At 61.3% G+C, this 22,593-nt stretch carries 23 protein-coding genes and 1 tRNA gene; 11 read left to right on the forward strand and 13 right to left on the reverse strand.

The window, feature by feature from the left end; all coding sequences use genetic code 11:
* Window positions 1-77: 77 nt before the first annotated feature.
* Window positions 78-2,075, reverse strand: a complete 1,998-nt coding sequence (locus DMZ65_RS09190) for a sensor histidine kinase (protein ID WP_116598621.1) — start codon at window positions 2,073-2,075, stop codon at window positions 78-80.
* 32 nt (window positions 2,076-2,107) lie between these two features.
* Between DMZ65_RS09190 and DMZ65_RS09195 the strand changes: the two genes are divergently transcribed.
* On the forward strand, window positions 2,108-2,725 hold the full coding sequence (locus tag DMZ65_RS09195) for a LuxR C-terminal-related transcriptional regulator (protein ID WP_116598622.1): 618 nt from the start codon (window positions 2,108-2,110) through the stop codon (window positions 2,723-2,725).
* A gap of 121 nt (window positions 2,726-2,846) precedes the next feature.
* Complete coding sequence (locus DMZ65_RS09200) at window positions 2,847-3,044, forward strand: CsbD family protein (protein ID WP_116598623.1); 198 nt, start codon at window positions 2,847-2,849, stop codon at window positions 3,042-3,044.
* 226 nt (window positions 3,045-3,270) lie between these two features.
* Here the strand turns inward: DMZ65_RS09200 and parE are convergent, their stop codons facing one another.
* The 3 genes from parE to DMZ65_RS09215 form a co-directional block, all read right to left on the reverse strand.
* The gene (gene parE / locus DMZ65_RS09205; RefSeq protein ID WP_116598624.1) at window positions 3,271-5,229 is read right to left on the reverse strand and encodes a DNA topoisomerase IV subunit B; all 1,959 of its coding nucleotides are present in this window, start codon (window positions 5,227-5,229) and stop codon (window positions 3,271-3,273) included.
* Window positions 5,230-5,387: 158 nt separating this feature from the next.
* Window positions 5,388-5,648: a succinate dehydrogenase assembly factor 2 gene (locus tag DMZ65_RS09210; protein WP_116598625.1), complete on the reverse strand. Its 261-nt coding sequence runs from the start codon at window positions 5,646-5,648 to the stop codon at window positions 5,388-5,390.
* Complete coding sequence (locus tag DMZ65_RS09215; RefSeq protein WP_116598740.1) at window positions 5,645-6,043, reverse strand: helix-turn-helix domain-containing protein; 399 nt, start codon at window positions 6,041-6,043, stop codon at window positions 5,645-5,647. The genes DMZ65_RS09210 and DMZ65_RS09215 overlap by 4 nt, the downstream gene beginning before the upstream one ends.
* A gap of 85 nt (window positions 6,044-6,128) precedes the next feature.
* On the opposite strand from DMZ65_RS09215, the gene DMZ65_RS09220 reads away from it, so the two are divergent.
* Window positions 6,129-7,331: a pyridoxal phosphate-dependent aminotransferase gene (locus tag DMZ65_RS09220; protein WP_116598626.1), complete on the forward strand. Its 1,203-nt coding sequence runs from the start codon at window positions 6,129-6,131 to the stop codon at window positions 7,329-7,331.
* A 238-nt stretch (window positions 7,332-7,569) separates the two neighbouring features.
* Here DMZ65_RS09220 and DMZ65_RS09225 read toward each other — a convergent pair whose 3' ends face one another.
* Both DMZ65_RS09225 and DMZ65_RS09230 read right to left on the reverse strand, forming a co-directional pair.
* Window positions 7,570-8,925, reverse strand: a complete 1,356-nt coding sequence (locus tag DMZ65_RS09225) for an MATE family efflux transporter (protein ID WP_116598627.1) — start codon at window positions 8,923-8,925, stop codon at window positions 7,570-7,572.
* A 165-nt stretch (window positions 8,926-9,090) separates the two neighbouring features.
* Window positions 9,091-9,981, reverse strand: a complete 891-nt coding sequence (locus DMZ65_RS09230; RefSeq protein WP_116598628.1) for an NAD-dependent epimerase/dehydratase family protein — start codon at window positions 9,979-9,981, stop codon at window positions 9,091-9,093.
* A 157-nt stretch (window positions 9,982-10,138) separates the two neighbouring features.
* Here DMZ65_RS09230 and DMZ65_RS09235 point away from each other — a divergent pair, with 157 nt between their 5' ends.
* Window positions 10,139-10,636 carry a MarR family winged helix-turn-helix transcriptional regulator gene (locus DMZ65_RS09235; RefSeq protein WP_116598629.1) on the forward strand — a complete coding sequence of 166 codons (498 nt, stop codon included), beginning with the start codon at window positions 10,139-10,141 and terminating at the stop codon, window positions 10,634-10,636.
* A gap of 8 nt (window positions 10,637-10,644) precedes the next feature.
* Here DMZ65_RS09235 and DMZ65_RS09240 read toward each other — a convergent pair whose 3' ends face one another.
* The 3 genes from DMZ65_RS09240 to DMZ65_RS09250 are packed head-to-tail and all read right to left on the reverse strand — an operon-like array spanning window position 10,645 to window position 12,484.
* Entirely contained in the window at window positions 10,645-11,364 is a 720-nt protein-coding gene (locus DMZ65_RS09240) for a DUF1194 domain-containing protein (RefSeq protein WP_116598630.1), read from the reverse strand.
* The gene (locus DMZ65_RS09245) at window positions 11,361-12,062 is read right to left on the reverse strand and encodes a DUF1194 domain-containing protein (protein WP_232824947.1); all 702 of its coding nucleotides are present in this window, start codon (window positions 12,060-12,062) and stop codon (window positions 11,361-11,363) included. Before DMZ65_RS09245 ends, DMZ65_RS09240 begins: the two co-directional genes overlap by 4 nt.
* On the reverse strand, window positions 12,056-12,484 hold the full coding sequence (locus DMZ65_RS09250; RefSeq protein ID WP_116598632.1) for a VOC family protein: 429 nt from the start codon (window positions 12,482-12,484) through the stop codon (window positions 12,056-12,058). Before DMZ65_RS09250 ends, DMZ65_RS09245 begins: the two co-directional genes overlap by 7 nt.
* Before the next feature lie 278 nt (window positions 12,485-12,762).
* Here DMZ65_RS09250 and thyX point away from each other — a divergent pair, with 278 nt between their 5' ends.
* From thyX to DMZ65_RS09270, 4 genes are all read left to right on the forward strand, one after another.
* Window positions 12,763-13,680 (forward strand): FAD-dependent thymidylate synthase, encoded by a 918-nt coding sequence (gene thyX / locus DMZ65_RS09255; protein WP_116598633.1) that lies wholly within the window; start codon window positions 12,763-12,765, stop codon window positions 13,678-13,680.
* A gap of 360 nt (window positions 13,681-14,040) precedes the next feature.
* Window positions 14,041-14,658 carry an outer membrane protein gene (locus DMZ65_RS09260; RefSeq protein WP_116598634.1) on the forward strand — a complete coding sequence of 206 codons (618 nt, stop codon included), beginning with the start codon at window positions 14,041-14,043 and terminating at the stop codon, window positions 14,656-14,658.
* Between the two features lie 155 nt (window positions 14,659-14,813).
* A complete protein-coding gene (locus DMZ65_RS09265; RefSeq protein WP_116598635.1) occupies window positions 14,814-15,212 on the forward strand; it encodes a DUF2177 family protein in 399 nt (132 codons plus the stop codon).
* A gap of 425 nt (window positions 15,213-15,637) precedes the next feature.
* A complete protein-coding gene (locus DMZ65_RS09270; RefSeq protein WP_116598741.1) occupies window positions 15,638-16,429 on the forward strand; it encodes an inositol monophosphatase family protein in 792 nt (263 codons plus the stop codon).
* Window positions 16,430-16,448: 19 nt separating this feature from the next.
* On the opposite strand, the gene DMZ65_RS09275 is transcribed toward DMZ65_RS09270, so the two are convergent.
* The 3 genes from DMZ65_RS09275 to putA are packed head-to-tail and all read right to left on the reverse strand — an operon-like array spanning window position 16,449 to window position 21,012.
* Window positions 16,449-16,814 (reverse strand): GFA family protein, encoded by a 366-nt coding sequence (locus DMZ65_RS09275; RefSeq protein WP_116598636.1) that lies wholly within the window; start codon window positions 16,812-16,814, stop codon window positions 16,449-16,451.
* The gene (locus DMZ65_RS09280; protein WP_116598637.1) at window positions 16,811-17,557 is read right to left on the reverse strand and encodes a rhomboid family intramembrane serine protease; all 747 of its coding nucleotides are present in this window, start codon (window positions 17,555-17,557) and stop codon (window positions 16,811-16,813) included. The genes DMZ65_RS09275 and DMZ65_RS09280 overlap by 4 nt, the downstream gene beginning before the upstream one ends.
* A 32-nt stretch (window positions 17,558-17,589) precedes the next feature.
* Window positions 17,590-21,012 carry a bifunctional proline dehydrogenase/L-glutamate gamma-semialdehyde dehydrogenase PutA gene (gene putA, locus DMZ65_RS09285; protein WP_116598638.1) on the reverse strand — a complete coding sequence of 1,141 codons (3,423 nt, stop codon included), beginning with the start codon at window positions 21,010-21,012 and terminating at the stop codon, window positions 17,590-17,592.
* 102 nt (window positions 21,013-21,114) lie between these two features.
* Between putA and DMZ65_RS09290 the strand changes: the two genes are divergently transcribed.
* The 3 genes from DMZ65_RS09290 to DMZ65_RS09295 all read left to right on the forward strand — a co-directional run bounded on the left by DMZ65_RS09290 (window position 21,115) and on the right by DMZ65_RS09295 (window position 21,885).
* Window positions 21,115-21,594, forward strand: a complete 480-nt coding sequence (locus tag DMZ65_RS09290; protein ID WP_269801549.1) for an Lrp/AsnC family transcriptional regulator — start codon at window positions 21,115-21,117, stop codon at window positions 21,592-21,594.
* Window positions 21,591-21,725, forward strand: a complete 135-nt coding sequence (locus DMZ65_RS20025) for a hypothetical protein (RefSeq protein WP_269801550.1) — start codon at window positions 21,591-21,593, stop codon at window positions 21,723-21,725. The genes DMZ65_RS09290 and DMZ65_RS20025 overlap by 4 nt, the downstream gene beginning before the upstream one ends.
* Window positions 21,726-21,799: 74 nt before the next feature.
* A tRNA-Leu gene (locus DMZ65_RS09295) sits at window positions 21,800-21,885 on the forward strand.
* Window positions 21,886-22,231: 346 nt separating this feature from the next.
* Here the strand turns inward: DMZ65_RS09295 and DMZ65_RS09300 are convergent.
* Window positions 22,232-22,543, reverse strand: coding sequence for an ETC complex I subunit (locus DMZ65_RS09300; RefSeq protein WP_084354717.1), 312 nt, complete (start codon window positions 22,541-22,543; stop codon window positions 22,232-22,234).
* Window positions 22,544-22,593: the final 50 nt, after the last annotated feature.

Below are 22,593 nucleotides of genomic sequence, written 5' to 3' on the forward strand. Positions count from 1 at the left end.
ACCATGGGGAAGGTGCTGGCCCCAATCAGGTGATCACCCCAAATTGGAACGACGCCGCCCGGATGCTGTGCAAGATGTCAGGTGGCGGGTGGCAGATTCACATATACGCTCGTGCCACCGCGACGGGGCAGCAGGCCAAATGTCAGGTCGTATTCTCGCGCGATGCCCGCGACGATCGAAAGACCAAGCCCGCTGCCCGTGGCGGTCTCTGCCCCTGCCAGCCGGATGTTGCGGCCAAGCGCTTTTCGCAGATCAGTCTCCGTCAGGCCCGGACCGGTATCATGCACTTCCAGCCTGTGGCCGTCGCCGGATCGGCGCAGACCCACAAGAACCGTGCCAGTGGCGGTATATTTTATGGCGTTCGAGACAAGATTCGTGGCCAGACGCATCAGCGCGAGCGGCGGCAGCGCGGTCTGCGCCGTGCTGTCCACCACCCGCAGATCCAGCCCCTTGTCGTCCGCTTCGGCCGCGAACATGTCGCGCAGCGCATCCAGCACCTGATCGAGGCGTACATTCTCTGCCGGATGGCCGATTGTGTCGGTCGGCGGGTCATTGTCCAGATAGACATCGACGCCGCCGGGGCCGCTGACACTTGCCAATTCGCGGTTCACCAAGGCTTCGAGATAGTCGAACGTTTCTTCGATATCGATGGGGCGCGGTTTGGTCCGGGCGGCGTCTTTGCCCGGCAGCAGGGCCTGCACGTTCAGCCGCAATGCATGGATCGGTTGGCGCAGATCATGGACCGCATCGGCCAGCTTGCGCTCTTTGGATCGTGTCAATTCGACCGCGAGGGCGTAGCGTTGTTCCAGCTCTTGCAGGCGACCCGACAGGGACAGGCTGCGCCGCGCCTCTGACAGCGACATTTCCAGCGCTTCCTCGCGGTTGCGCTTCATCTGGTTGAACCGGTCGAGAATGGCAAACCCCATCAGCGCGGCGTCCAGCACCAGCACCACGCGAATGCTGTCGAATTGCACTTCCTCGGAAATCTCGATGCCCAGCCAGTGGCGCGCGGTCATGATCCCTGCCGAAACCACGGCACCGCCCCAGGCAAGCACATAGAACCGCACCTCGGCAAAGCGTGTCCGGGCGACGACCAGCCCGCTGGCGAAATACAAAAGCATCGAGATCAGCGACAGCAGCACCAGCAGCTTCTTGACCGTCTGCGTGTCAGCGAACAATGTCGCGCCGACCACCAGAAGGGTGACCCCCATCATCGTCAGGATGATCCGTTCCAGCATCGGGTGATACAGGAAGGTTTGCAGGAAATGCCGCGCGAAATTCCCGCCGAACAGGATGATCCCGGACCCGAGCAACACAGAGGCGTAGCCGTTGAACAGCGGTGCGTTCGGCCACAGATAGCGAAACGTGTTGCCGTCGGCATGCATGATGAACAGCAAACCGCAAGTTGCATATCCGGCATAAGCCGCGAAGATGAACTGGCGCGTTACCGCGAAGGCAGCGGTGGCGGCCATGACCAGAAACAGCATCATCCCGTAATAGATGAAGTTCTTCGCGGTCTTGCGTTCGGCCAGAATGGCAAAGCTTTCGGGGGTGCGAATGGCAAAGGCAGCCTCGGAAGAGCCGCCTGACCAATAGCGGATATAGACCGCAACAGGTTCACCGAAGGGCAGGGGAAGCGACACGACCAGTTCCGGATAGGCGATCTCCCGGTCGGAAAAGGGCGAGGCCGGGTCCAGGTCCTCCAGAAGCTGCGTGCCCTGCGCGCCCGCCAGGTAGACGCGGAACCCCTGAAAGAAGTTTTCGCGGACATGCAGACGCCATTCGGGCACTGCGGCGTTCTCGTTCTTCAGCAAAACCCGCAGCCAGATCGCATCTTTTGTATAGCCGAAATCGGCGCTTGGGCCGCTGACGGCCTGCCAGTCATCGGCGCGTTCCGGGGCGCTGACATCGTCAAGGGAAAGGTTGCGGGACGGATCGCGCAGGGCCATGATATGTCCCTGCAACTGGGTCGCGGCAAGCGGACCGTGCAATTCGATAACCGGCTGGGCCAGCGCCGCTGCTGCCCAGCAGACCGCGACATATATCAGCCCCGTTAGCGGGACGATCTTTCGCATTCGATGCCCTCGTGCAGGAAAGGCCAGGACCGATGCCCGTAACCCTTCTGGTTGCCGATGATCATGCCTTTACGCTGGACGGTATGCAACGCGCGCTGTCACGGATCGACGGGGTACAGGTGGTGGCCACCGCCCATAACGGGATCGAGGCAATCGCCCTGGCGCGTGCGCACCGTCCCGATATTGCCGTGCTGGACATCGCCATGCCCGGCGCCAACGGGCTGGAGGTGGTGGTCGAGCTGCGCCGGTGGTCGCCCGGCACGCGTTGCGTCATCGTGACCGGCACCCCCGCGCCGGGCGTTTTGCGCCAATTGCAGGACCTTGGCGTCTGCGGATTGTTCGTGAAATCCGCCGATCCGCAAGAGATTTGCGCGGGCATTGCCCGGATCGTCGCTGGCGAGACGGTGATCGCACCCGAGATCGCGATGCGCATTGCCGAGGAAACCGCCGCCGAGGGGCTGTCGGAGCGTGAATTGGAAGTGTTGCAGATGATAGCGCGCGGCCTGACCAATTCCGGCATCGCCGAGGCGCTGTCCATCAGCCCCAAGACCGTCGAAAGCCACCGTGCGTCCCTGATGCGCAAGTTGCGGGTGCATTCCGTCGCACAACTGCTGATCCGGGCGGTGCGCGACGGGTTGGTCTCGGTCTGATGGCGGCAAGGGTAGTCCCTCCCACACTGTCACCGTTTGTACATTTCACGGCAACCAAGCGGAACATACTGCGCGTCTGCGAGTTATATTTTCGAATGACACAACGACAGGAGAGATCGTTATGAACTGGGATCAGATCGAAGGTAAATGGGAACAATTCAAAGGCAACGCCCGCGAGCAATGGGGCAAGCTGACCGATGACGAGCTGGCCGAAGCCCGCGGCAACCGCGAGCAACTCGCGGGCCTCGTGCAAGAGCGCTACGGCAAGACCAAGGAAGAAGCCGAGCGTGAAGTCGACGAATGGCAAGCGCGGATGTAAATACGCACATTTCAATGTAAGAATGGCGGGGCATGTCCCCGCCTTCTTTTTGCGAAGAGGATGGTGAAAAGAACACCGTACCGGTCCAGTATATTTTCACCTTTAGCCTACGTCGCAAGTCGTGACCGATGATGTGTAACAATCACACTCAGTCAATTAGCATGGACGTTGCCGCCACGATTTCCAGATGCGGCGCAGGGCGCTAGACCGGGAGCATCAATTTGCCTTAAACGTCCAACTCTTCCACGAACCGCGCGTTTTCCTGGATGTATTGATAGCGAAGTTCGGGTTTCTTGCCCATCAGCCGTTCCACCAGATCGCCGGTTTCGCCGGGTTCGTCCTCGTCTATGGTGACGCGGATCAGCTTGCGGGTTTCGGGGTTCATCGTGGTGTCCTTGAGGTCTTTTGCGTCCATCTCGCCCAGACCCTTGAAGCGGCTGACGTCGATCTTGCCCTTGCCGCCAAGGCCTTTTTCAAACCACGCGTCGCGCTCTGCCTCGTCCAGACAGTAGACGCGCCTGGCACCTTGCGTCAGCCGGTAAAGCGGCGGACAGGCAAGGTAAAGGTGCCCGGCGTCGATCATCGGGCGCATCTGGGTGAAGAAAAAGGTCATCAAGAGGGCGGCGATATGTGCGCCGTCCACATCCGCGTCGGTCATGATGATGATCTTGTCATAGCGCAGATCATCGACGTTGAACCGGGTGCCCAGACCCACGCCAAGCGCCTGGGTCAGGTCGCTGATCTCGGCATTCGTGCCCAATTTCGCGGAGGCCGCCCCCAGCACGTTCAGGATCTTGCCGCGCAGAGGCAGCAGGGCCTGGGTCTTGCGGTCGCGCGCCATCTTGGCCGATCCGCCGGCCGAGTCGCCCTCGACGATGAACAGTTCCGTGCCGGTGCGGTTCGTGGCCGAACAATCGACCAGCTTGCCGGGCAGGCGCAGCTTTTTCGTGGCGCTCTTGCGCGCGGTTTCCTTTTCCTGCCGACGGCGCAGACGCTCTTCGGCCCGCAGCACCAGAAAATCAAGGATCGCGCCCGCGGATTTCGTATCCGCCGCCAGCCAGTTGTCGAAATGATCGCGGACGGAGTTTTCCACCAGCCGCTGTGCTTCTGTTGTGGCAAGACGATCCTTGGTCTGGCCGACAAATTCCGGTTCCCGGATGAAACAACTGACCAGCGCGCAGCCGCCCGTGGACAGGTCATCGCGGGTGATCTGCGCGGCTTTCTTGTTGTTCACAAGCTCGCCGTAAGCCCGGATGCCCTTCAGGATCGCGGCCCAGAACCCGGTCTCATGCGTGCCGCCTTCGGGTGTGGGCACGGTGTTACAGTAGGACTGGATGAACCCGTCGCGGGCAGGGGTCCAGTTGATTGCCCATTCGACCTTGCCCGGCGTATTGAACTTCTCGCGGAAATCCACCAGCCCGGCAAACGGGCGGTCGGCATAGGTGGTGGCACCGCCCAGCGTTTCGGTCAGGTAGTCCGCCAGCCCGCCGGGGAAGTGGAATGTGGCCTCGGTTGGCGTCTCTCCGTCGTCGATCGCGGATTTCCAGCGGATCTCGACGCCCGAGAAGAGATACGCTTTGGAGCGGATCGATTTGAACAGCCGCGCCGGTTTGAACCTGTGATGGCCGAAGATTTCTTCGTCCGCGTGGAAGGTAACGGTGGTGCCGCGCCGGTTGGGGGCCGCGCCGACCTTTTCAACGCCGCCCAGCGGAATGCCGCGCGAGAAGCGCTGTTCATACAGTTCCTTGTTGCGCGCGACCTGCACGACCATCGAATCCGACAGCGCATTGACCACCGAGGCCCCCACGCCGTGCAGGCCGCCGGATGTTTCATAGGCCTTGCCCGAGAACTTGCCGCCCGCATGCAGCGTACACAGGATCACCTCCAGCGCGGATTTGCCGGGGAATTTGGGGTGGGGGTCGATCGGAATGCCGCGCCCGTTGTCACGGATCGTGAGGGCGTAATCCTCGTGCAGTTCGACCTCGATTCGGTTGGCGTGGCCTGCCACGGCCTCGTCCATGGAGTTGTCCAGCACTTCGGCCACGAGGTGATGCAATGCGCGTTCATCCGTGCCGCCGATATACATGCCGGGCCGTTTGCGCACCGGTTCCAGCCCTTCGAGAACTTCGATGGACGAGGCGTCATAGTCGGAAGGGGCGGTGCCCGAGAGGAGGTCTTCGGCCATTGTGCTGCTCTTTTTCTGTGTTTTTGCTTGCGGTCATTATGGCAGAGCACGGGGCAGGGGAAAAGCACGCGTTGCACCCGATCCTACAGCATATCGTCTTGCAAGCGATTTGGTGGCGACAGGTGCCGGAGGCCCCGGCTCGATGGCCGGGGCGCGTGTCATCCGGCCGATGCCGTTTGCGAGATGTCCTCGATCAGCACCGCAAGAGCCTCGGGCGCTGCTTTCTGGCCCGACACCCATTGATAAAGGTCCTGATCGTTCTCGCCCAGAAGCGCCTCGTACCGGTCAAGTTGGGCGCTGTCCAACTGCGCCAGCCGCGCATCCGCGTAGCGTGACAACAGAATGTCCATCTCTTTGATCCCGCGCCGCATGGATCGCATCTTCAGTCGTTTAAGCCGGATCTCACGGGGTTCGCTCATTGATTTGCGTCCTGCATCAGCGTGCGCAGGCGCTTTTCCAAACGTCCCATATGGGCGGCGGATTTGCGAAAGGTTTCGCGGGCCTCGCGAATATCGGCAAGGATCTCGCCCAGCCCTTCGGGCATCTCGGTCTCATCCTCGGGCGCGTCCACGCCTTCTCCGTCGCCATTAAGCAGCCACATCATCGAAACGTTGAGCAGCCCCGCCATCATCGACAGACGGTTGGCGCGTGGTTCTGACGTGTCGGCCTCCCAGCTTTCCAGGGTCGACAGTTTGATGCCCAGCCGTTTGGCCAGATCTTTTTGGGTCATGTTGGCCGCTTCTCGGGCGGCGGCGACGCGGTCTCCGAAGGTGGCCCTGTCGGGGCCGTACCAGGCGTCGTTCGTGTCGGTCATGCAGTGTCCTTCCAGCGATTGGGCTTGATCGGCCATTGGGGGCACCCTAAAACATGTCCGAATTGGCTTCAAACCGGGTGCGACCATGAGCTTCCTTTCCGCGACACTTTCGCGTGTAAAGCCGTCTCCGACGGTTGCTGTGACCACGCTCGCACAGGAATTGAAAGCGCAGGGGCGCGATATTATCGGTCTGGGCGCGGGCGAGCCGGATTTCGACACGCCCGACAACATCAAGGACGCGGCCATTGCGGCGATTCGTGCAGGCCGCACGAAATACACCGCCCCCGACGGGATGCCGGAGCTGAAGGCTGCCATTTGCGCCAAGTTCGCCCGCGAAAACGGGCTGACCTACACGCCCGCACAAGTCAGCGTGGCCACGGGCGGCAAGCAGATCCTGTTCAATGCGCTGATGGCGACGCTCAATCCGGGGGATGAGGTCATCATCCCGGCCCCTTACTGGGTCAGCTATCCCGATATGGTCTTGCTGGGTGGCGGCACGCCGGTGCCGGTCGAATGCGGGATCGAGGCGGGTTTCAAGATGACGCCCGAACAGCTTGAGGCCGCGATCACGCCAAAGACCAAGTGGCTGATCTTCAACTCGCCGTCGAACCCGACAGGGGCAGGGTACAGCCGCGACGAGCTGAAGGGCTTGACCGATGTTCTGCTGCGCCACCCGCATGTCTGGGTGATGACCGACGACATGTATGAGCATCTTGTCTTTGATGATTTCGAGTTCTGCACCCCCGCTCAGGTCGAACCGGCGCTTTATGACCGTACGTTGACCTGCAATGGCGTGTCCAAGGCCTATGCGATGACAGGCTGGCGGATCGGTTATGCGGCGGGTCCGAAGCATCTGATCGCCGCGATGCGCAAGATCCAGTCGCAATCAACCACCAATCCCAGTTCGATCAGCCAATGGGCGGCCGTCGAAGCGCTGAACGGAACGCAGGACTTCCTGCCGGGATTTCGGACCATGTTCCAGCGCCGCCGCGATCTGGTGGTGAAGATGCTGAACGAAGCGCCGGGCGTTACTTGCCCCACGCCGGATGGTGCCTTTTACGTCTACCCCTCGATCGCGGGGTGCATTGGCAAGACCAGCCCGGCAGGCACGCTGCTGGACACGGATCAGGCCTTCGCGACGGCGCTGTTGGAGGAAACCGGCGTGGCGGTGGTGTTTGGTGCCGCCTTCGGGCTTAGTCCCAACTTCCGTGTCAGCTATGCAACCTCCGAGGAGGTGCTGACCGAGGCCTGCAACCGCATTCGTCGCTTTTGCGAGAACCTGACCTGACAATAAACGGGCAGACCTCCGGCAGTTTTCGGACCAGGGCGGCTTCGTTCTGGGATCAATATGCCGGGGCGGCGGACGTGCTGCGGTTGTCCAAGCATGATCCAGGAGACGCTCTTGCCTGTCGACGAACAGACAGGCTTTACAGGGACCAACGTCGGCCCCGCGCGAAACCCGTCCCGGCCCCCGAGCCGGGACCTCTTGTTCAGCTTGCAACTACCTCAAGGCTCAAAATGGCACCTTACCCCAGATCCGCCGCCCGCATCTTCAGCACGAACCGCATCACCATCAGCAGGCCAGCAACCGCAAGCCCGAATACCAGACCAAGCCAGACCCCCGGCCCGCCAAGGCCCATAGGAAAACCCAGCACATAGCTGCTAGGTAACCCGATCACCCAATAGGCGACGCCCGCCATTACCATCGGCACCTGCGTGTCCTGCATTCCGCGCAAAAGCCCAAGGGCGACCACCTGTGCACCGTCTACCAATTGGAACAGCGCCGCCATTGCCAACAGGCTGATGCCGACCGAAAGGATTGCGCCATACCGGTCGTCCTCGGGATCAATGAAAGCGGATACGAGCAGGTCCGGCACAGTCAGAAATACCCCGACCGTGACCAGCGACGTGGCGACGCTCAGCCCGGCCACCGCAGCAGCGCCGCGGATCAGATGCGCCATGTCCCCGCGCCCCACGGCATTGCCCGCGCGCACCGTTGCCACGTTCGACAGGCCCAGATGTACCATGAAGGCGGCCGTCGCCAGCTGAAGCGCGATGCCATGAGCGGCCAGCGTCACCTCGCCCAGCCAACCCATCATCACCGCCGAGGCGGCGAACAGGGCGACCTCGGCCAGGTTGGTCAGGCTGATCGGCCAGCCCAGCCGAAACACCCGTGCCAGCATTTCTGTATCGGCCCGCCAGAACCGCGCGAACAGCGCATGTTGTGGCAACACCTTGTTGATATAGACCATCACCCCTAGCAGTGACAGCGAGTTGGTGATGAACGAGGCCACAGCCGCGCCGCGCAACCCCAATTCCGGCGCGCCCCAATTGCCGAAGATCAGCGCGTAATTGACCAGTGCATTCAACACGGCAGTAAGGGCGGTAATCCAGAACACGATGCGGGTATGTTCCATTGCGGCCAGATAGCTTTTCAACGCCATGACCGACAGTGCCGGGATCAACCCCAGCCCGGTGATGCGCAGATAGGATTGCGCTGCGATGGACAGATCTTTGGTCTGGCCCAGTACTTGCAGCAACGCCCCGGAAAACCACAACAGCGGCAGGACCAGCACAGCAAAGCCCAAAGACAGCCACACGCCCATACGCGTGGCGCGACGGATCATCACCTCGTCCCCCTTGGCGTGATATTGCGCGACCATGGGCATCACCGCCCAGCCGAACCCCGCCCCCATGATGAACAGCACGAAAAACAGCGTATTGGCAAGGGTGACGGCTGCCAGCGCCTCGACGCTGTACCAGCCCAGCATGACGGTGTCGGTCAAGCCGATGGCAAATTGCGCCAGATGCCCGCCGATCAGCGGGACGCCAAGAAAAAGGATCGCCCGCAGATGCTGGGGCAGTGTCATCGCACCGTTCATTGCGTAGCAGTATGCCGCTTCTTGCATGTCGGCAAGATGGCAACTGACGCGCGCAGGGCGTGGCCTGATCCAACGAAACGACGCGTCCCATTCAGCCACGCACGCTTTTGGCCGGTTGGGTTCGGGATTGTGCGGGCCGCGCCTGTCTGGCCGGTGCTGTTCAGCTTAGCCCTTCAACACATCCCGCCAGCTGTGTTCCGGCCGAAACCCAAGCAATGACTTGGCCTTGGCGTTGGAATAGAATGTTTCGGTTTCACCCATCTCGCGTGTGACCGGCACCCCTTCATAATAACGGGCGCAGATCTCGGCGCTGCTCAGCGCGACGGAATGATCGTCGTTGGAGACGTTGAAAACCTCATAGCCCAGCCCGTCGGTCGCAAGGCAACGGTCGACCATCTGCCCCAGATCGCGCGCATCGATATAGGCAAAGATATTGCGGCGGCGCAGGTCTGGATTCGCAATATAGGCCGGAAAGTCCGACGCATATTCATGCGGCTCGATCACATTGTTGATTCGCAACCCGTAGATGTCGATGCCCGAGCGCGCATGAAAGGACCGCCCGCAAGCCTCGTTGCAGATCTTCGACATGGCGTAGCTGTCATGCGGCACGGTGGGGTGGTGTTCGTCCACAGGCACATAGTCGGGTTTGACCTCGCCATCCGCAAAACAGATGCCATATGTGGTCTCGGACGAGGCGAAAATGACCTTGGGAATGCCCAGTTTGACGGCCGCTTCCATCACATTGTAGGTCGACAGGGTGTTCGTGCGGAACGTCTCGTTGTCGGGTTTTATCAGGATGCGGGCGAGGGCCGCAAAATGAACCACGGCATCGAATTTAGGCATCCCGGTTCCGGGGGCCAGTTCACCGAAATTGGCAAGCGATGTCATGGCGTTGAACACTTGGCCGGACTCGGTCAGGTCAACGGTCAGATTGTCGACACCGGGGTGATCCAGCGGCACCAGATCGGCGTTTAGCACCCGGTGGCCGCGATCCAGCAGATACGGGATGACGTGACGCCCGGCCTTGCCGGATCCGCCGGTGAACAGAATTCGCATGAGTACCCCCCCCCTGATTTTGCTGCGATCAGAACTGCTTGACAGAGCCGGGACAATCAAGCCTGTGCCAAAAATTGCAGCAAATTTGTCGCTTAACAGTTTTTTCGGTTTTTTAGCGGACTCTCTGCGTCAAGAAAGTCATGGCGGAGTAGACATAATGAGCATCCATTCAAATATGGGGCAGGGTCCGGAACAGGGCTTTATGGCGGGGTATCTGGAGGCGCTGGCGCTGGTCGAACGATTGCACCGCTTGTTGCTGGACGTGATCAAGGACGAATTCGAACGCGTCGGCGTGCTGGACATCAATGCGGTTCAAGCGCTTTTGCTGTTCAATATCGGCGAGAACGAGGTCACCGCCGGGGAGTTGAAATCGCGCGGTTACTATCAGGGCTCGAACGTCAGCTACAATCTCAAGAAGCTGGTCGAGATGGGGTATATGCACCATCAGCGTTGCGAGATTGATCGCCGGTCGGTGCGCGTCCGCCTGACGCCCAAGGGGCGCAATGTGCGTGATGTCGTGACGAAACTTTTTGCCCGCCATGCCGACGGACTGGTTGAAAAGGGCGTGCTCAGCAATGAAGGCATCGCCGACATTACCGGGTCGCTGCGCCGTGTCGAACGGTATTGGACCGACCAGATCCGCTATATTTACTGAGGGTCGGCTTAGGGCGTGTTCCTGGACATCACCAACCCCTGAAGCTCGCGTTTGAGCTTGCGCACCATTGCGGCCTCGAAATCCGCAAAGCCGCGCGCGGTTTCGACAAAGGCATCCGGCCCGCGCAGAACGTAGGCCTGATAATAGGATGAAAGTTCCGCCAGCGCGCCAAGGTCCAGATCGGCGGGCGGCCCTATTACCAACCCGTTGACGGTGATCCCGCCAAGTGCCGCGCCGTCGATCTCGCGGGGATGCGGGCCGGTGTTGGATTTGCCGTCCCCCGACAGGTCAAGGGTCCGTTTGCGGCAATCGGTCTGGCCTGCCAGCAACCCAGCGCCATGAGACATCGCCGCCCCGATTGCTGTCGAAGGGTCGCCCGTCGGTCGCGTTGCCTTGCGCAAAGTTGTCGCGGCGGCGGCGATCGAGGCCGCGTTTTCGATCTCTGTCCAGGGCAGGGTCAGGCGCTGGCTGGTCGGGCCGCTCCATTCAAAGACCGACAAGCGGACCGGTTCCGACGCTATCGCCAGCAATGCGGTCTGCACTTCGGGGTGCATCAACGCATTCGCCAAGCCCTGCATCTGAAGGGCATATTCCGTTCCGTCGACGGACCCGGACACATCCAGCCCCAGCACGAGTGCCTGCCGGCAGGCGGCCTGCGCCGCTGTGACGGTCAAGATCAGTGCCGCCCCAACGGCCAGTCCCCGGATGATCTTGCGCACATCGCTCATCCGCGCGGATCCTTGTGAGGTTCCAGGGTTTGGCCGACAATCAGATCATTGATCTCGCGGAACAGCTTGCGGGTCATCGCCTCACGATAGCCTTCATAACCTTGCGAGATCTCGACGAAGGCGCGGGAACCGTGGATCACGTCACGCTCGAAATATCCGGCCAGCGCCGGATTGTCGTTCAGAACCGCCAACCCGTTGACGGTGACCCCGGCAAAGGGGAAATGCTGATAGGCAAGATCCGGTGCAAAGCCCTCATTGTTGCGCCCGTCGCCGGATATGTCGAGAACGCGCCGCGTACAGTCCGGCCCGCGCTCCAGCAGGGTTGCGCCATAGCCCAATGCGTAACCAAGCGCCGTGGGAAAGTTGTCATGGCTGCGCGGCGGCGACAGAATTGCGGCAATCGCGTCGTCAATCGATGTGTCACCGTCCAGCACCGTCCAGTTCAAAAGCATCTGATGCTGGTCGCGTCCGCTCCATTCATAGGCTGCGAGCGCCACATGCTGCGGGGCACCGGACAGGATTGCCCTGCGCACATCCGCGTCATTCAACGCGGCGGCCAGCCCCCGGCGTTGCAGCAGATGTTCTGACGCATCCACCGAAGAGGACACATCAAGCGCCAAGGCCAGCGCCAGCCGACATTGCGCGGCGGCCGGACCGGACGCGCACAATGCCAGCAAGAGCGCCAGTGCCTTTACCAATGGCCGGTATTTTCCATGCTGGCCCAGGGTTCTTGTTTCGGCAGGTTCTCACCTTCCTGCAACAGCTCGATCGACACGTTGTCGGGCGAACGGACAAAGGCCATATGCCCGTCGCGCGGGGGCCGATTGATCGTCACCCCGTTGTCCTGAAGATGCTGGCAAAGGTCGTAGATATTCTCGACCCGGTAGGCCAGATGGCCGAAATGGCGACTGTCCGACGGCAAGCCGTCATCACCGTCCCAGTTCCATGTCAGTTCAACCGGGCATTCCTCCTGTCCGGGGGGGGCCATGAAAACAAGCGTGAAGCGACCGCTTTCGCTTTCGGTGCGGCGGGTCTCTTGCAGGCCAAGAAGCGCGTAGAAAGCCATGGATTTCTCAAGGTCTTTCACCCGGACCATGGTGTGTAGGTAGCGTAGGGACATCTCATTCTCCGAATTGTTGGGTCGCCTTCCACGATAGAGCCGCCAACCGGGATGTCGAGAGCATGAGCCGTACCCATGCGGCCTCTGCAACCTGAACGCTCTACATCTCATCGGTCAAACCACCGCGTGTGCCACGGCAAGGCGGGACATCAAGGCATTCGGACCAGATACGGCATCGGATTTCTTCACAAATAGCATTCACCCGATCTGGTGGTTTATCGCGCCGTCTCGTCAAGATATGGTCCGGCTCGACTCATCTAGTGCCAAAGGATTCGCCCATGCCCCTCTCGCCCGACCAGCAGGCCGAAATCGATGACCTGCGCAGTACCCCGCGCGACACGCTGCGCGCCACCGCGCCCGGCATGGAGCAGCATCTTTACAAGGCGATTCCGGTTCTCGATCACGGTTTCGTGCGGGTCATCGACTATATGGGCGACGATTCCGCGATCTGTCAGGCGGCGCGGGTCAGCTATGGCCGTGGCACAAAATCGGTGCAGAATGACGAAGGGCTGATCCGCTACCTGATGCGCCACTGGCACTCGACCCCGTTCGAGATGTGCGAAGTCAAGCTGCACGTCAAGCTGCCGGTTTTCGTGGCGCGGCAGTGGATCCGACACCGGACTGCCAATGTCAACGAATACTCCGCCCGCTATTCGATCCTGGACCGGGAGTTCTACATTCCAGAGCCCGAAGCACTCGCGGCGCAATCGGTCGTCAACAATCAGGGCCGGGGCGAGGCCCTGCAAGGCGAAGAGGCCGATCGCGTACTGCGCTACCTGCGCGACGATGCGATGCGCGCCTATGATCATTATGAAGAGATGATCGGCCAGGACGGCCAGCAAGGCCTGGCGCGGGAATTGGCGCGGATGAACCTGCCTGCAAATATCTATACGCAATGGTACTGGAAAGTGGACCTGCACAACCTGCTGCATTTCCTGCGATTGCGCGCCGATGCCCATGCGCAATATGAAATCCGCGTCTATGCCGATGCGATCTGCAATGTGGTCGCCGATTGGGTGCCATTTGCCTACAAGGCTTTCGCGGATTACCGCATGGGTGGCGCAACCCTCTCCTCAAGCGCCTTGACCTGCGTGCGCCGGATGCTGAAGGGCGAGACCGTCACTCAGGAAACCTCCGGCATGTCCAAGGGCGAATGGCGCGAATTCATGGGTGTCCTCGAAAGCGAAGCCACCTAAGCACGAAGCGAAGCCGGTTCAAGAGCCACAGGGAAGACCAAATTGACTGGCCCTGTCGTTGGCGCGCACAAGCATAGGTTCGGAACACATCCGATCGGCCAAGCATAACCTGCCCCGGGCTCTGACCCGGGGCCTTTTGTGCCGCCCCCGGCCCAAAAAACGGTCTTGCAGCTCTGCTCTCCGCCCCTTTGCCCGACGCCGGGATCATGCGCTGAAAACTGCCAGTGTTGCGCCCAACACACGGAACAAATTCGTGATTGCGCCGTGAAGGAACTGTGTGCGGTCGATACTTATTTCATCCTCAGTCGCCCGGCACAAAACGGGCGCTGAAATGAAACACAAGAACGAGGAGCATGACCCATGTCTGCATCCAGATTGACCCTTGCGGCAGCACTTGCCGCGTCGACAGCCATCGCAGCACCGGCCTTTGCCGGCAGCTTGGACAACACCCTCAACGAGCCAGAACCCGTCGCGCCCGTCGCTGTTGCAGCACCCGCGCCGCTTTATGACTGGACCGGTCCGTCGGTCGGTGCCCAGCTTGGCTTTGGCGATATTGAAACCGAAGATGCCGGTGGCGCCGAAGGTGATGGTGGCCTGTACGGTCTGCGCGCCTATTACGATTATGATTTCGGCAATTATGTCGTCGGCGGCGGCATCCAGTATGACGAATCCGATATCGACATTGACGGTGCCGCAACGCTCGACAAGGTGTTCCGCGCAGGTCTGCGCGCCGGTGTCGATCTGAACCGCACGTTCCTGTATGGTACAGGCGGCTACGCCAAGGCCTTCACCGAAGATGACGCCGTATCGCTTGGCGACTCCAACGGCTATTTCGTCGGTCTGGGTGCCGAACACTTCCTGACCGAAAAGGTCACCGTGGGCGGTGAGATCCTGTATCACCAGTTTGACGATTTCGACATTTCCGACGTGGAAGCCAATGCAACAACCGCGAACGTTTCGGTGAACTACCGCTTCTAAAGTGGCGCGGCGGTTCCGGGCATCCGTGCCTCGCTCCATAACGGGCAGCCCATCGGGCTGCCCGTTTCTGCGTTAAGTGGTGGATTTTCGAAACCAAACAGATCCGATACGCGCAGAACGGCGTATGTTGGAAGCACTGGCTGAAAGGAGCATCCATGCAGATCGTCATCCTCTATGTCTCGACCGCCGTGGTGTTTCTGGGGCTTGATGCCGTGATGCTGAAAAGCGTGATGCGGCCTCTGTTTGAACGGCATATCGGCAATATGCTGAGCGAAACGCTGAATCTTGGTGCTGCTGCCGCCTTCTATCTTTTCTACGTCGGCGGTCTGATTTACCTGATTTCTCTGCCCGCGCTGCGCGACAACGCGCCGGTGCAGGCGCTGTGGGGTGGGGCATTGCTGGGCGCGATGGCTTACGGAACTTACGAATTCACGAATTTGGCCACATTGAAGAACTGGCATTGGCAGATGGTGGCGACCGACCTCGTCTGGGGAACGGTCCTGACCGGCGTATCTGCGTTGGCCGGCGTTTTGATTGCGCGTGCCTTCGCTTGACTGATCGCATGAAGCCTGACATTTAAGGTTTTGTAAAATCATGGCTTTCTATGATGGAGCGACACATGGCATGGACACTTCACCAGTTTCTGCACCTGGATGAACCAACAGAACAAAGCGACGAACGGCAATTTCCATCCGAAGAGCTGCTCCGCATGCTTGTTCAGGGATGTGGTGCCAGACACTAGGCAAGACGCACAGGCCAGCAGCCTGAATTGCGCGACCGCATGTCGGGCATTGACGAGTATGTTGATCAAAGATTGGCTGTCCGGCGTTCATTTTCCGCGCTTTCGCCGTCTGGCTGGCGGCCCCGGACCAATTCGCCGCATAACGCAAAGCCACTTTCCGACCTTGCGTCTGCGCCCCTTGGCATTGCCGTTCAGGGCGCGTATACGCGCGGCCTGATTACATGGGGAACCGGCGCGATGCAGGGCAGTGCAAATCTCAACATCATGATTAAGGCGGCGCGCAAGGCGGGCCGGTCGCTGGTCAAGGACTTCCGCGAGGTCGAAAACCTTCAGGTTTCGCGCAAGGGAGCCGGGGATTTTGTCAGCAAGGCTGATCTGGCCTCCGAAGAGATCCTGAAAGAAGCGCTGCTTGAAGCGCGTCCCACCTATGGCTGGCTGGCTGAAGAGGGCGGCGAGATTGCGGGCAAAGACCCGACCCGGCGCTGGATCGTCGATCCGCTGGACGGCACCACCAACTTCTTGCACGGCCTGCCGCATTGGGCAATCTCCATCGCGCTGGAACATAAGGGCCAGATCGTTGCAGCCGTGGTGTTTGACGCCGCCAAGGACGAGATGTTTTATGCCGAAAAAGGCTCTGGCACATGGCTGAATGACAATCGCCGTCTGCGCGTGTCCAGCCGCTCGCGGATGACGGATGCTATTTTCGCAACCGGCGTGCCGTTCGGAACCAGACGCACATTGCCCGCGACATTGCAGGATCTGGCGCGCCTTATGCCGGAATGTGCGGGCGTGCGGCAATGGGGGGCGGCCTCGCTTGATCTGGCCTATGTCGCGGCGGGCCGTTTCGAGGGCTACTGGGAACGCGAGTTGAAGATCTGGGATCTCGCCGCAGGTCTGCTGCTGGTGTCAGAGGCCGGCGGTCTGGTCGGTCCGGTGCGCGACGGACATAACCCGCTGGAGCATGGCGATCCGCTGGTGGCCAATGGCGCGCTTTACGACGATTTTCTGAAAATCATCCGCAAGGACTAAGCCGAAGGCACGAGGGGGCCTACCTGTCAGACGGGTGGTTGACCCCATCGACCCAGCCGATCTGACCCAGATCGCGCGGATTGACGCCCTCGAGCGCGCCAAGATTGACGCCGTATTCATTCGGGGTCGACCGGCGCCGGTGATGCGTGTAGATGCCGCAGGTTTTGCAGAAATAGTGCCGCGCCGTCCCCGTGCCCCATTGATAGAGCGTCAGGTTCTCTGCGCCGCGCAGGATCTGCAATCCGTCCAAAGGTGCCGACACTGCTGCCGCCCCACGTCTGCGACAGAACGAACAGTCGCAGCGCCGCGCGGTGGACAGTCCTTCGGGTATGGTCAGCTTCAACTCGACAGCACCACAATGGCAGGTCAGGCGATAGTCGGTCATCGGCGTCTCCGGACTTTGGGAATGGAGGTGCGCGCAAGGGCATAGCGCGCTTCGGGATGCGGCGGCTTGCCATCGGTCCGGTTCCAGAAGCCGGGGCCGCCACGTTTCAGCCAGATCGGGATGGTCAACAGAATACCGATGACGAAACCGCCCGCATGCGCCCAATAGGCGACGCCGCCTTCGTCAGCCGGGCTGCCAAATCCGCCAAAGATCTGGAGAGCGAACCAAAGCCCCAGCGTGACCCACGCCGGAATGGGAAAGATCCGGAAAAACACGATGAAGATCACCAGCACATCGACGCGCGCCTTTGGGAAAAGCAGCAGATAGCCGCCCATCACCCCCGCGATCGCGCCCGAGGCACCAACGGTAGGAACCTGACTAAGCGGTGCCGCCAGATAATGCGTCAGCCCCGCGCCAATCCCCGACGCAAGATAGAAGCCGAGATAGGGAAGGTGGCCCATCTCATCCTCCAGATTGTCGCCGAATATGTAGAGAAACAGCATATTGCCCGCGATATGCATAAGGCCACCATGCAAGAACATCGAGGTGACGATGCCGGTAAATCCTGTACCCTCGCTGACGCGCGCGGGGATAAGCGCCCAGTCCCAGTAGAACTGGCCCATCACGCGCATGTCGCCCAGCGACCCCCAATAGCTGAGGAAAACCGCGACGTTGATCGCCATCAGCGCGTAGGTGACATAGGGCGTGCGGCCGGAAGGGTTGTGATCTTTGATCGGGAACATGGCCGCCAAGCTGCGGCCATGTTCGGATCAGGTCAAGAGGTCCCGGCAAGAAGGGCCGTATTCCCGCCCGCAGCAGTGGTATCGACGCACAGGTGACGTTCGTGCCGCAAGTGGGCGCCGTCCGGCGCATCGGTGATCAGCGGCAGGATCGGGCCGTCGCTTGCCGCAAGCGCATGGCGATAGGCGCGGGCCTGCGCCTCGTCTCCCCACCAGATCGCGCCGGAATGGCCGGTCAGCCCCGTCAGGGTCTGTGGGTCCAGAAGGCCCGGAGGAACCACTCCGACCCCGCCGCCCGCGCGGACCAGCGCGGCCTGGGCATCCGCGGCCTTCTTGCCGGGGCCAAGGCACAGCACCGGCGGGCGGGCGTGGCTGGACAGGCGGTTCAGCTCTCCGGTTGGGCCGGGCAGGCTGCTGTCGCGGCGCTCTTTCGGGATCGGGGTGGCGTCGATCTGGCGCTGGACCTTGTCTGTGTCGGCGGGCTTGTCCCATTCGCCTGTCACCGCATCAATCGTCCGGCGCTGGAAGCGCGGCAGGTAATGCGGCCCGCCCGCCTTTGGGCCGGTACCGGACATGCCTTCCCCGCCAAAGGGCTGGCTGCCGACAATGGCGCCGATCTGGTTGCGATTGACATAGACGTTGCCCGCATGAATGCGGTCGGTGACATGCTGCACTCGGTCGTCGATCCGGGTTTGCAGCCCGAAGGTCAGCCCGTAGCCGGTGGCGTTGATCGTATCGATCACCTTGTCCAGATCGGATGATTTGAAGGTGGCTATATGCAGCACGGGGCCGAAGATTTCACGCTCCATCTCGGCAATGCTGTTCACGCGGATCAGTACCGGCGGGACGAAATGTCCGCGACCGGGGATCGGCAGTTCCTTGACGACCCGGCCTTCGGCGCGGGCGGCCTCGATATAATCAGCGATACCTTGGCGGGCCTCCTCGTCGATCACCGGGCCGACATCCGTGGACAGGTTCCACGGCGCACCGAGCTTCAGCGCATCCATCGCGCCGGTCAGCATTTCGGTAAAGCCATCCGCGATGTCCTCTTGCACATACAGGCAGCGCAGGGCGGAACAGCGTTGACCTGCCGATTGGAACGCGCTTTCGACAATGGCATCCACGGCCTGTTCGGGCAGGGCGGTGCTGTCGACAATCATGGCGTTCAGCCCGCCGGTTTCCGCAATCAGCGGCGCGCCGGGGGCAAGGTTTTCGGCCATCGCCCGGTGGATCAGCTGCGCGGTCTGGGTCGACCCGGTAAAGGCCACGCCGTCAACGCCCGGATTGGAGGTCAGTGCAGCCCCCACATCGCCCTCACCCGGCAGCAGTTGCAGCGCGCATTTTGGCACACCGGCCTCGTGCAGCAACGCAACAGCGCGGGCGGCGATCAGAGAGGTCTGCTCGGCCGGTTTCGCCAAGACAGCGTTCCCGGCCGCAAGGGCGGCAGAGATCTGCCCGGTGAAGATGGCCAGCGGGAAGTTCCAGGGAGAGATGCAGGCGAACACCCCTCGCGCAGGCTCTGCATCGGAGCGCGCCGCATAGTAGCGCAGGAAATCCACCGCCTCGCGCAACTCGGCCACGGCGTCGGGCAGCGATTTGCCGGCCTCGCGGGCGAGCAATGCGAAAAGTTCGCCGTAATGCGTTTCGTAGAGGTCGGCGGCAGCTTCCAGCACGCGACGACGCTGTGTCGGGTCGGCACCCCAGGATTGCGCGGCGGTCACAGCCGCCGCCACGGTGTCCGGCGTCGCAAAAGTGACCTCGCCCACGGTCTCTTTGGGATTGGCAGGGTTGGTGACTTTGTGAGGGGGCGCGACAGGGGCGTCTGTGGCCAGCATCGGTGCCGCTGTCCATTCGGCTTGCACAAAAGCTGTGCGGGCCTGTTCCACCGCCGCCAAAGTCGGGCGATGTGCCAGATCCCAGCCACATGAATTGCGACGCTCCGGCAGAAACAGGTCAGTGCCTTTCGGCAGGGTAGAGCGATTGCCGAACGCCTCGAACGGATCGCGGGCGACCTCTTCGGGGGGCACTTCGTCATCCACGATCTGGTTCACGAAAGAACTGTTCGCGCCGTTTTCCAGCAGACGGCGCACCAGATAGGCCAACAGATCGCGGTGCGCGCCAACGGGGGCGTAGATCCGGCAGCGTGTGCCGTGGCCTTCATGCACGATCTCGTGCAGCGCCTCGCCCATGCCGTGCAGACGTTGAAACTCGAACGCTTTGGTGTCGGTCGCCATGTCCAGCACGGCAGCAACGGTATGCGCATTATGCGTCGCGAATTGCGGATAAATACGGTCAGTCATGCCCAGCAATTTCTGCGCGTTCAGGATATAGTTCACATCCGTCGCCGCCTTGGTCGTATGGACCGGATAGGCATCCAGACCGGCGACCTGCGCGATCTTAATTTCGGTATCCCAATAGGCACCCTTGACCAGCCGCACCATGATGCGCCGGTCCAGCCGGTCTGCCAGCGCATAAAGCCAATCCAGCACCGGCCCCGCGCGATGCCCGTAGGCCTGCACGACAACACCGAACCCGTCCCAACCTTCAAGAGAGGGATCTTCCAGAACGCGTTCAATCACATCGAGCGACAGCGACAGCCGGTCAGCTTCTTCCGCGTCGATGTTCAGCCCGATATTGGCAGTGCGCGCCAGACCTGCAAGGGTGCGCAAGCGCGGCACCAGATAGGTCATCACCGCGTCGCGCTGCGCCTCTTCATAGCGTGGAAACAATGCTGACAGTTTGACGGAAATGCCGGGGTTGTCACGGATGTCGCGAGCAGTCGCGGCCTCGGAAATCGCAGCGATGGCGCGGCTGTAGGACAGGTGATATCGGCGCGCGTCGCTTTCGGTGCGCGCGGCCTCGCCCAGCATGTCGTAGCTGTAGGTGTAGCCCTTGGCTTCCATCTTTGCGGCGCGGGTCATGGCGCTGGAGATGCTTTCGCCCAGCACGAATTGCGCGCCCATTTCCTTCATCGCGCGGCCAACGGCGGTGCGAATGACCGGCTCGCCCAGACGTTTGATCGCGCCACGCAGGTGGGCGGCGGGGCCGGGCTGGCGGTCGCGCAGCACCCGGCCTGTCAGCATCAAGGCCCATGTCGAGGCATTGACCAGCGGAGAGGTGGAGTGGCCCGCATGTTTGGACCAATCGGATGGCGCGATCTTGTCCTCGATCAGCGCGTCGATGGTGGCGGCATCGGGCACGCGCAACAGCGCCTCGGCCAGACACATCAGCGCGATGCCTTCGTCGGTGGACAACCCGTATTCGGCAAGGAAAACCTCCATCAATCCGGGGCGGGCATGGCCCCGGATCTTGGTGACCAGCGTGGCGGCGCTTGTGCTGATGCGCGCGCGCTGCTCGGGCGAAAACGCCCTGTCGGCACCGCCATCACGCAATGCGGCAAGGCTATCGGTATAGGTGGCGGCATCAATGGCCTGACGCAGGTCAAACAGGTTTTGCATGGCGGTCTCCGTTCTTTTGTCTTACACTATAGCGGTGGTGCTAGGCGATCTGACTGTAAATTTGCCAGAGACCGTCCGGTTGTGCTGAATTTGGAGAGAAAATTGGCTCAAAACGACTTCTCGGGTCTGGACGGGTTTGACCGGGCGATTCTTGCGGCAATGGCGGCCGATGGGCGCGTCACGGTTACGGACCTGGCGCGCAAGGTCGGCCTGTCGAAAAGCCCGACGCAAGCGCGCCTGCGCAGGCTGGAGGCCGAAGGCTTTATCCTTGGCTACCGCGCCATACTTGATCCGATCCGGCTGGGCCTTGACCACGTTGCCTTTGTCGAGGTGCGCCTGACCGATACGCGAGAGGCCGCCCTTGCCGCGTTCAACGCCGCCGTGGCCCGCATTCCCGAAATTGAGCAAGCGCATCTGATCGCCGGAAATTTCGACTACCTTCTCAAGGTGCGGGTTCAGGACATGCCTGCCTATCGTCGTGTTCTGGCCGAAAAAATCTCGCCTCTGCCATATATCTCCTCGACCTCGACCTATGTCGCGATGCAGTCGGTCAAAGAAGGCGATCTCGCCGATGTGACGTGACGCGAAGGCGTTCACGCGCCGGGCTGGAACGTCGAGACGAGGCACAGACCGTGTCGCGACAGGCCCGGTCGTTGGACCCGTGGCTGACCGAACGTCTTTTTTTGACCGAACCGGACGGCGAGGCGCTTTGAGAGCACGCGTTCCGCGTCAAAACGCATTGTTTTCGTCGCGCGCGCCCGCTAGGAAAGCGCAACATCAGCTTTGTGCGGGCGTGATGGAATGGTAGACATATGGCACTTAAAATGCTTGGGGCGAAAGCCCGTGCCGGTTCGAGTCCGGCCGCCCGCACCATTTTCCACGGTTTCTAGTATCTTTCCCGTGGTGGATTTCTGACTGCCCCCGCCAGATAGCCCCCCCAGGCCGATTGCGTCTAACGCGGCCTCGGCGAGGGTGATGGCGCGTCCCGGCTCATCTTTCATGGCGCAGAACTGCATACTGCGCGCAAAGGTGCTGGCCTCCTTGCCGTCCGGCGTAATGCGGGTGGGCTGGAATGCCATGCCACACTCAGGATACAATCGAGGCACTCACCGGGCACTCAACATGTAGATCCTGGGAAGAAATCAGGTTTTTCTTAGACACCATGTTCGCGGGATATTTGGCCCAATCCCGAGACAACTTTGCCCCGATTCACATCGGATCAATGCGTCCAGGGACCGCGGCGATCGGTTGCGAAGTTCTCGGCATATCCACGGGCACGGATGTTGGGCTTGCGGGTCTTCGGCTCGATCACCACCGCATCAATGCCGTGATCGCTTGCGTATTCCTCGGCGGCTTCGCGGGTGTCAAAGCGCAGACGCACCTGGCTTTGCATGTCGCCTGAAGAGGTCCAGCCCATCAGCGGATCGACAGAGCGGCGCTCGGACGGAGCGAAATCCAGAACCCAGGTCTTGGTCTTGGCGACCCCCGATTGCATGGCGTTGCGGGCGGGTTTGTAGATGCGCGCTTTCATGGCCGAAATCTCCGTTACTGTGGGGCTGTTATGCTAGATTTGCGCGTGCC

This window comes from Primorskyibacter marinus, assembly GCF_003313245.1.
Lineage (GTDB): Bacteria > Pseudomonadota > Alphaproteobacteria > Rhodobacterales > Rhodobacteraceae > Primorskyibacter > Primorskyibacter marinus.

Excerpts from the sequence above, each read along its gene's own strand:
- DMZ65_RS09260 (WP_116598634.1), top strand. The coding sequence starts at position 14,041 with ATGTCTGCATCCAGATTGACCCTTGCGGCAGCACTTGCCGCGTCGACA.
- DMZ65_RS09235 (WP_116598629.1), top strand. The coding sequence starts at position 10,139 with ATGAGCATCCATTCAAATATGGGGCAGGGTCCGGAACAGGGCTTTATG.
- DMZ65_RS09225 (WP_116598627.1), bottom strand. The coding sequence starts at position 8,925 with ATGAACGGTGCGATGACACTGCCCCAGCATCTGCGGGCGATCCTTTTT.
- DMZ65_RS09240 (WP_116598630.1), bottom strand. The coding sequence starts at position 11,364 with ATGAGCGATGTGCGCAAGATCATCCGGGGACTGGCCGTTGGGGCGGCA.
- DMZ65_RS09210 (WP_116598625.1), bottom strand. The coding sequence starts at position 5,648 with ATGAGCGAACCCCGTGAGATCCGGCTTAAACGACTGAAGATGCGATCC.
- DMZ65_RS09270 (WP_116598741.1), top strand. The coding sequence starts at position 15,638 with ATGCAGGGCAGTGCAAATCTCAACATCATGATTAAGGCGGCGCGCAAG.
- parE (WP_116598624.1), bottom strand. The coding sequence starts at position 5,229 with ATGGCCGAAGACCTCCTCTCGGGCACCGCCCCTTCCGACTATGACGCC.
- DMZ65_RS09250 (WP_116598632.1), bottom strand. The coding sequence starts at position 12,484 with ATGTCCCTACGCTACCTACACACCATGGTCCGGGTGAAAGACCTTGAG.
- DMZ65_RS09200 (WP_116598623.1), top strand. The coding sequence starts at position 2,847 with ATGAACTGGGATCAGATCGAAGGTAAATGGGAACAATTCAAAGGCAAC.
- DMZ65_RS09190 (WP_116598621.1), bottom strand. The coding sequence starts at position 2,075 with ATGCGAAAGATCGTCCCGCTAACGGGGCTGATATATGTCGCGGTCTGC.
- DMZ65_RS09280 (WP_116598637.1), bottom strand. The coding sequence starts at position 17,557 with ATGTTCCCGATCAAAGATCACAACCCTTCCGGCCGCACGCCCTATGTC.
- DMZ65_RS09220 (WP_116598626.1), top strand. The coding sequence starts at position 6,129 with ATGAGCTTCCTTTCCGCGACACTTTCGCGTGTAAAGCCGTCTCCGACG.
- DMZ65_RS09300 (WP_084354717.1), bottom strand. The coding sequence starts at position 22,543 with ATGAAAGCGCGCATCTACAAACCCGCCCGCAACGCCATGCAATCGGGG.
- putA (WP_116598638.1), bottom strand. The coding sequence starts at position 21,012 with ATGCAAAACCTGTTTGACCTGCGTCAGGCCATTGATGCCGCCACCTAT.
- thyX (WP_116598633.1), top strand. The coding sequence starts at position 12,763 with ATGCCCCTCTCGCCCGACCAGCAGGCCGAAATCGATGACCTGCGCAGT.
- DMZ65_RS09275 (WP_116598636.1), bottom strand. The coding sequence starts at position 16,814 with ATGACCGACTATCGCCTGACCTGCCATTGTGGTGCTGTCGAGTTGAAG.
- DMZ65_RS09265 (WP_116598635.1), top strand. The coding sequence starts at position 14,814 with ATGCAGATCGTCATCCTCTATGTCTCGACCGCCGTGGTGTTTCTGGGG.
- DMZ65_RS09195 (WP_116598622.1), top strand. The coding sequence starts at position 2,108 with ATGCCCGTAACCCTTCTGGTTGCCGATGATCATGCCTTTACGCTGGAC.
- DMZ65_RS09230 (WP_116598628.1), bottom strand. The coding sequence starts at position 9,981 with ATGCGAATTCTGTTCACCGGCGGATCCGGCAAGGCCGGGCGTCACGTC.
- DMZ65_RS09215 (WP_116598740.1), bottom strand. The coding sequence starts at position 6,043 with ATGACCGACACGAACGACGCCTGGTACGGCCCCGACAGGGCCACCTTC.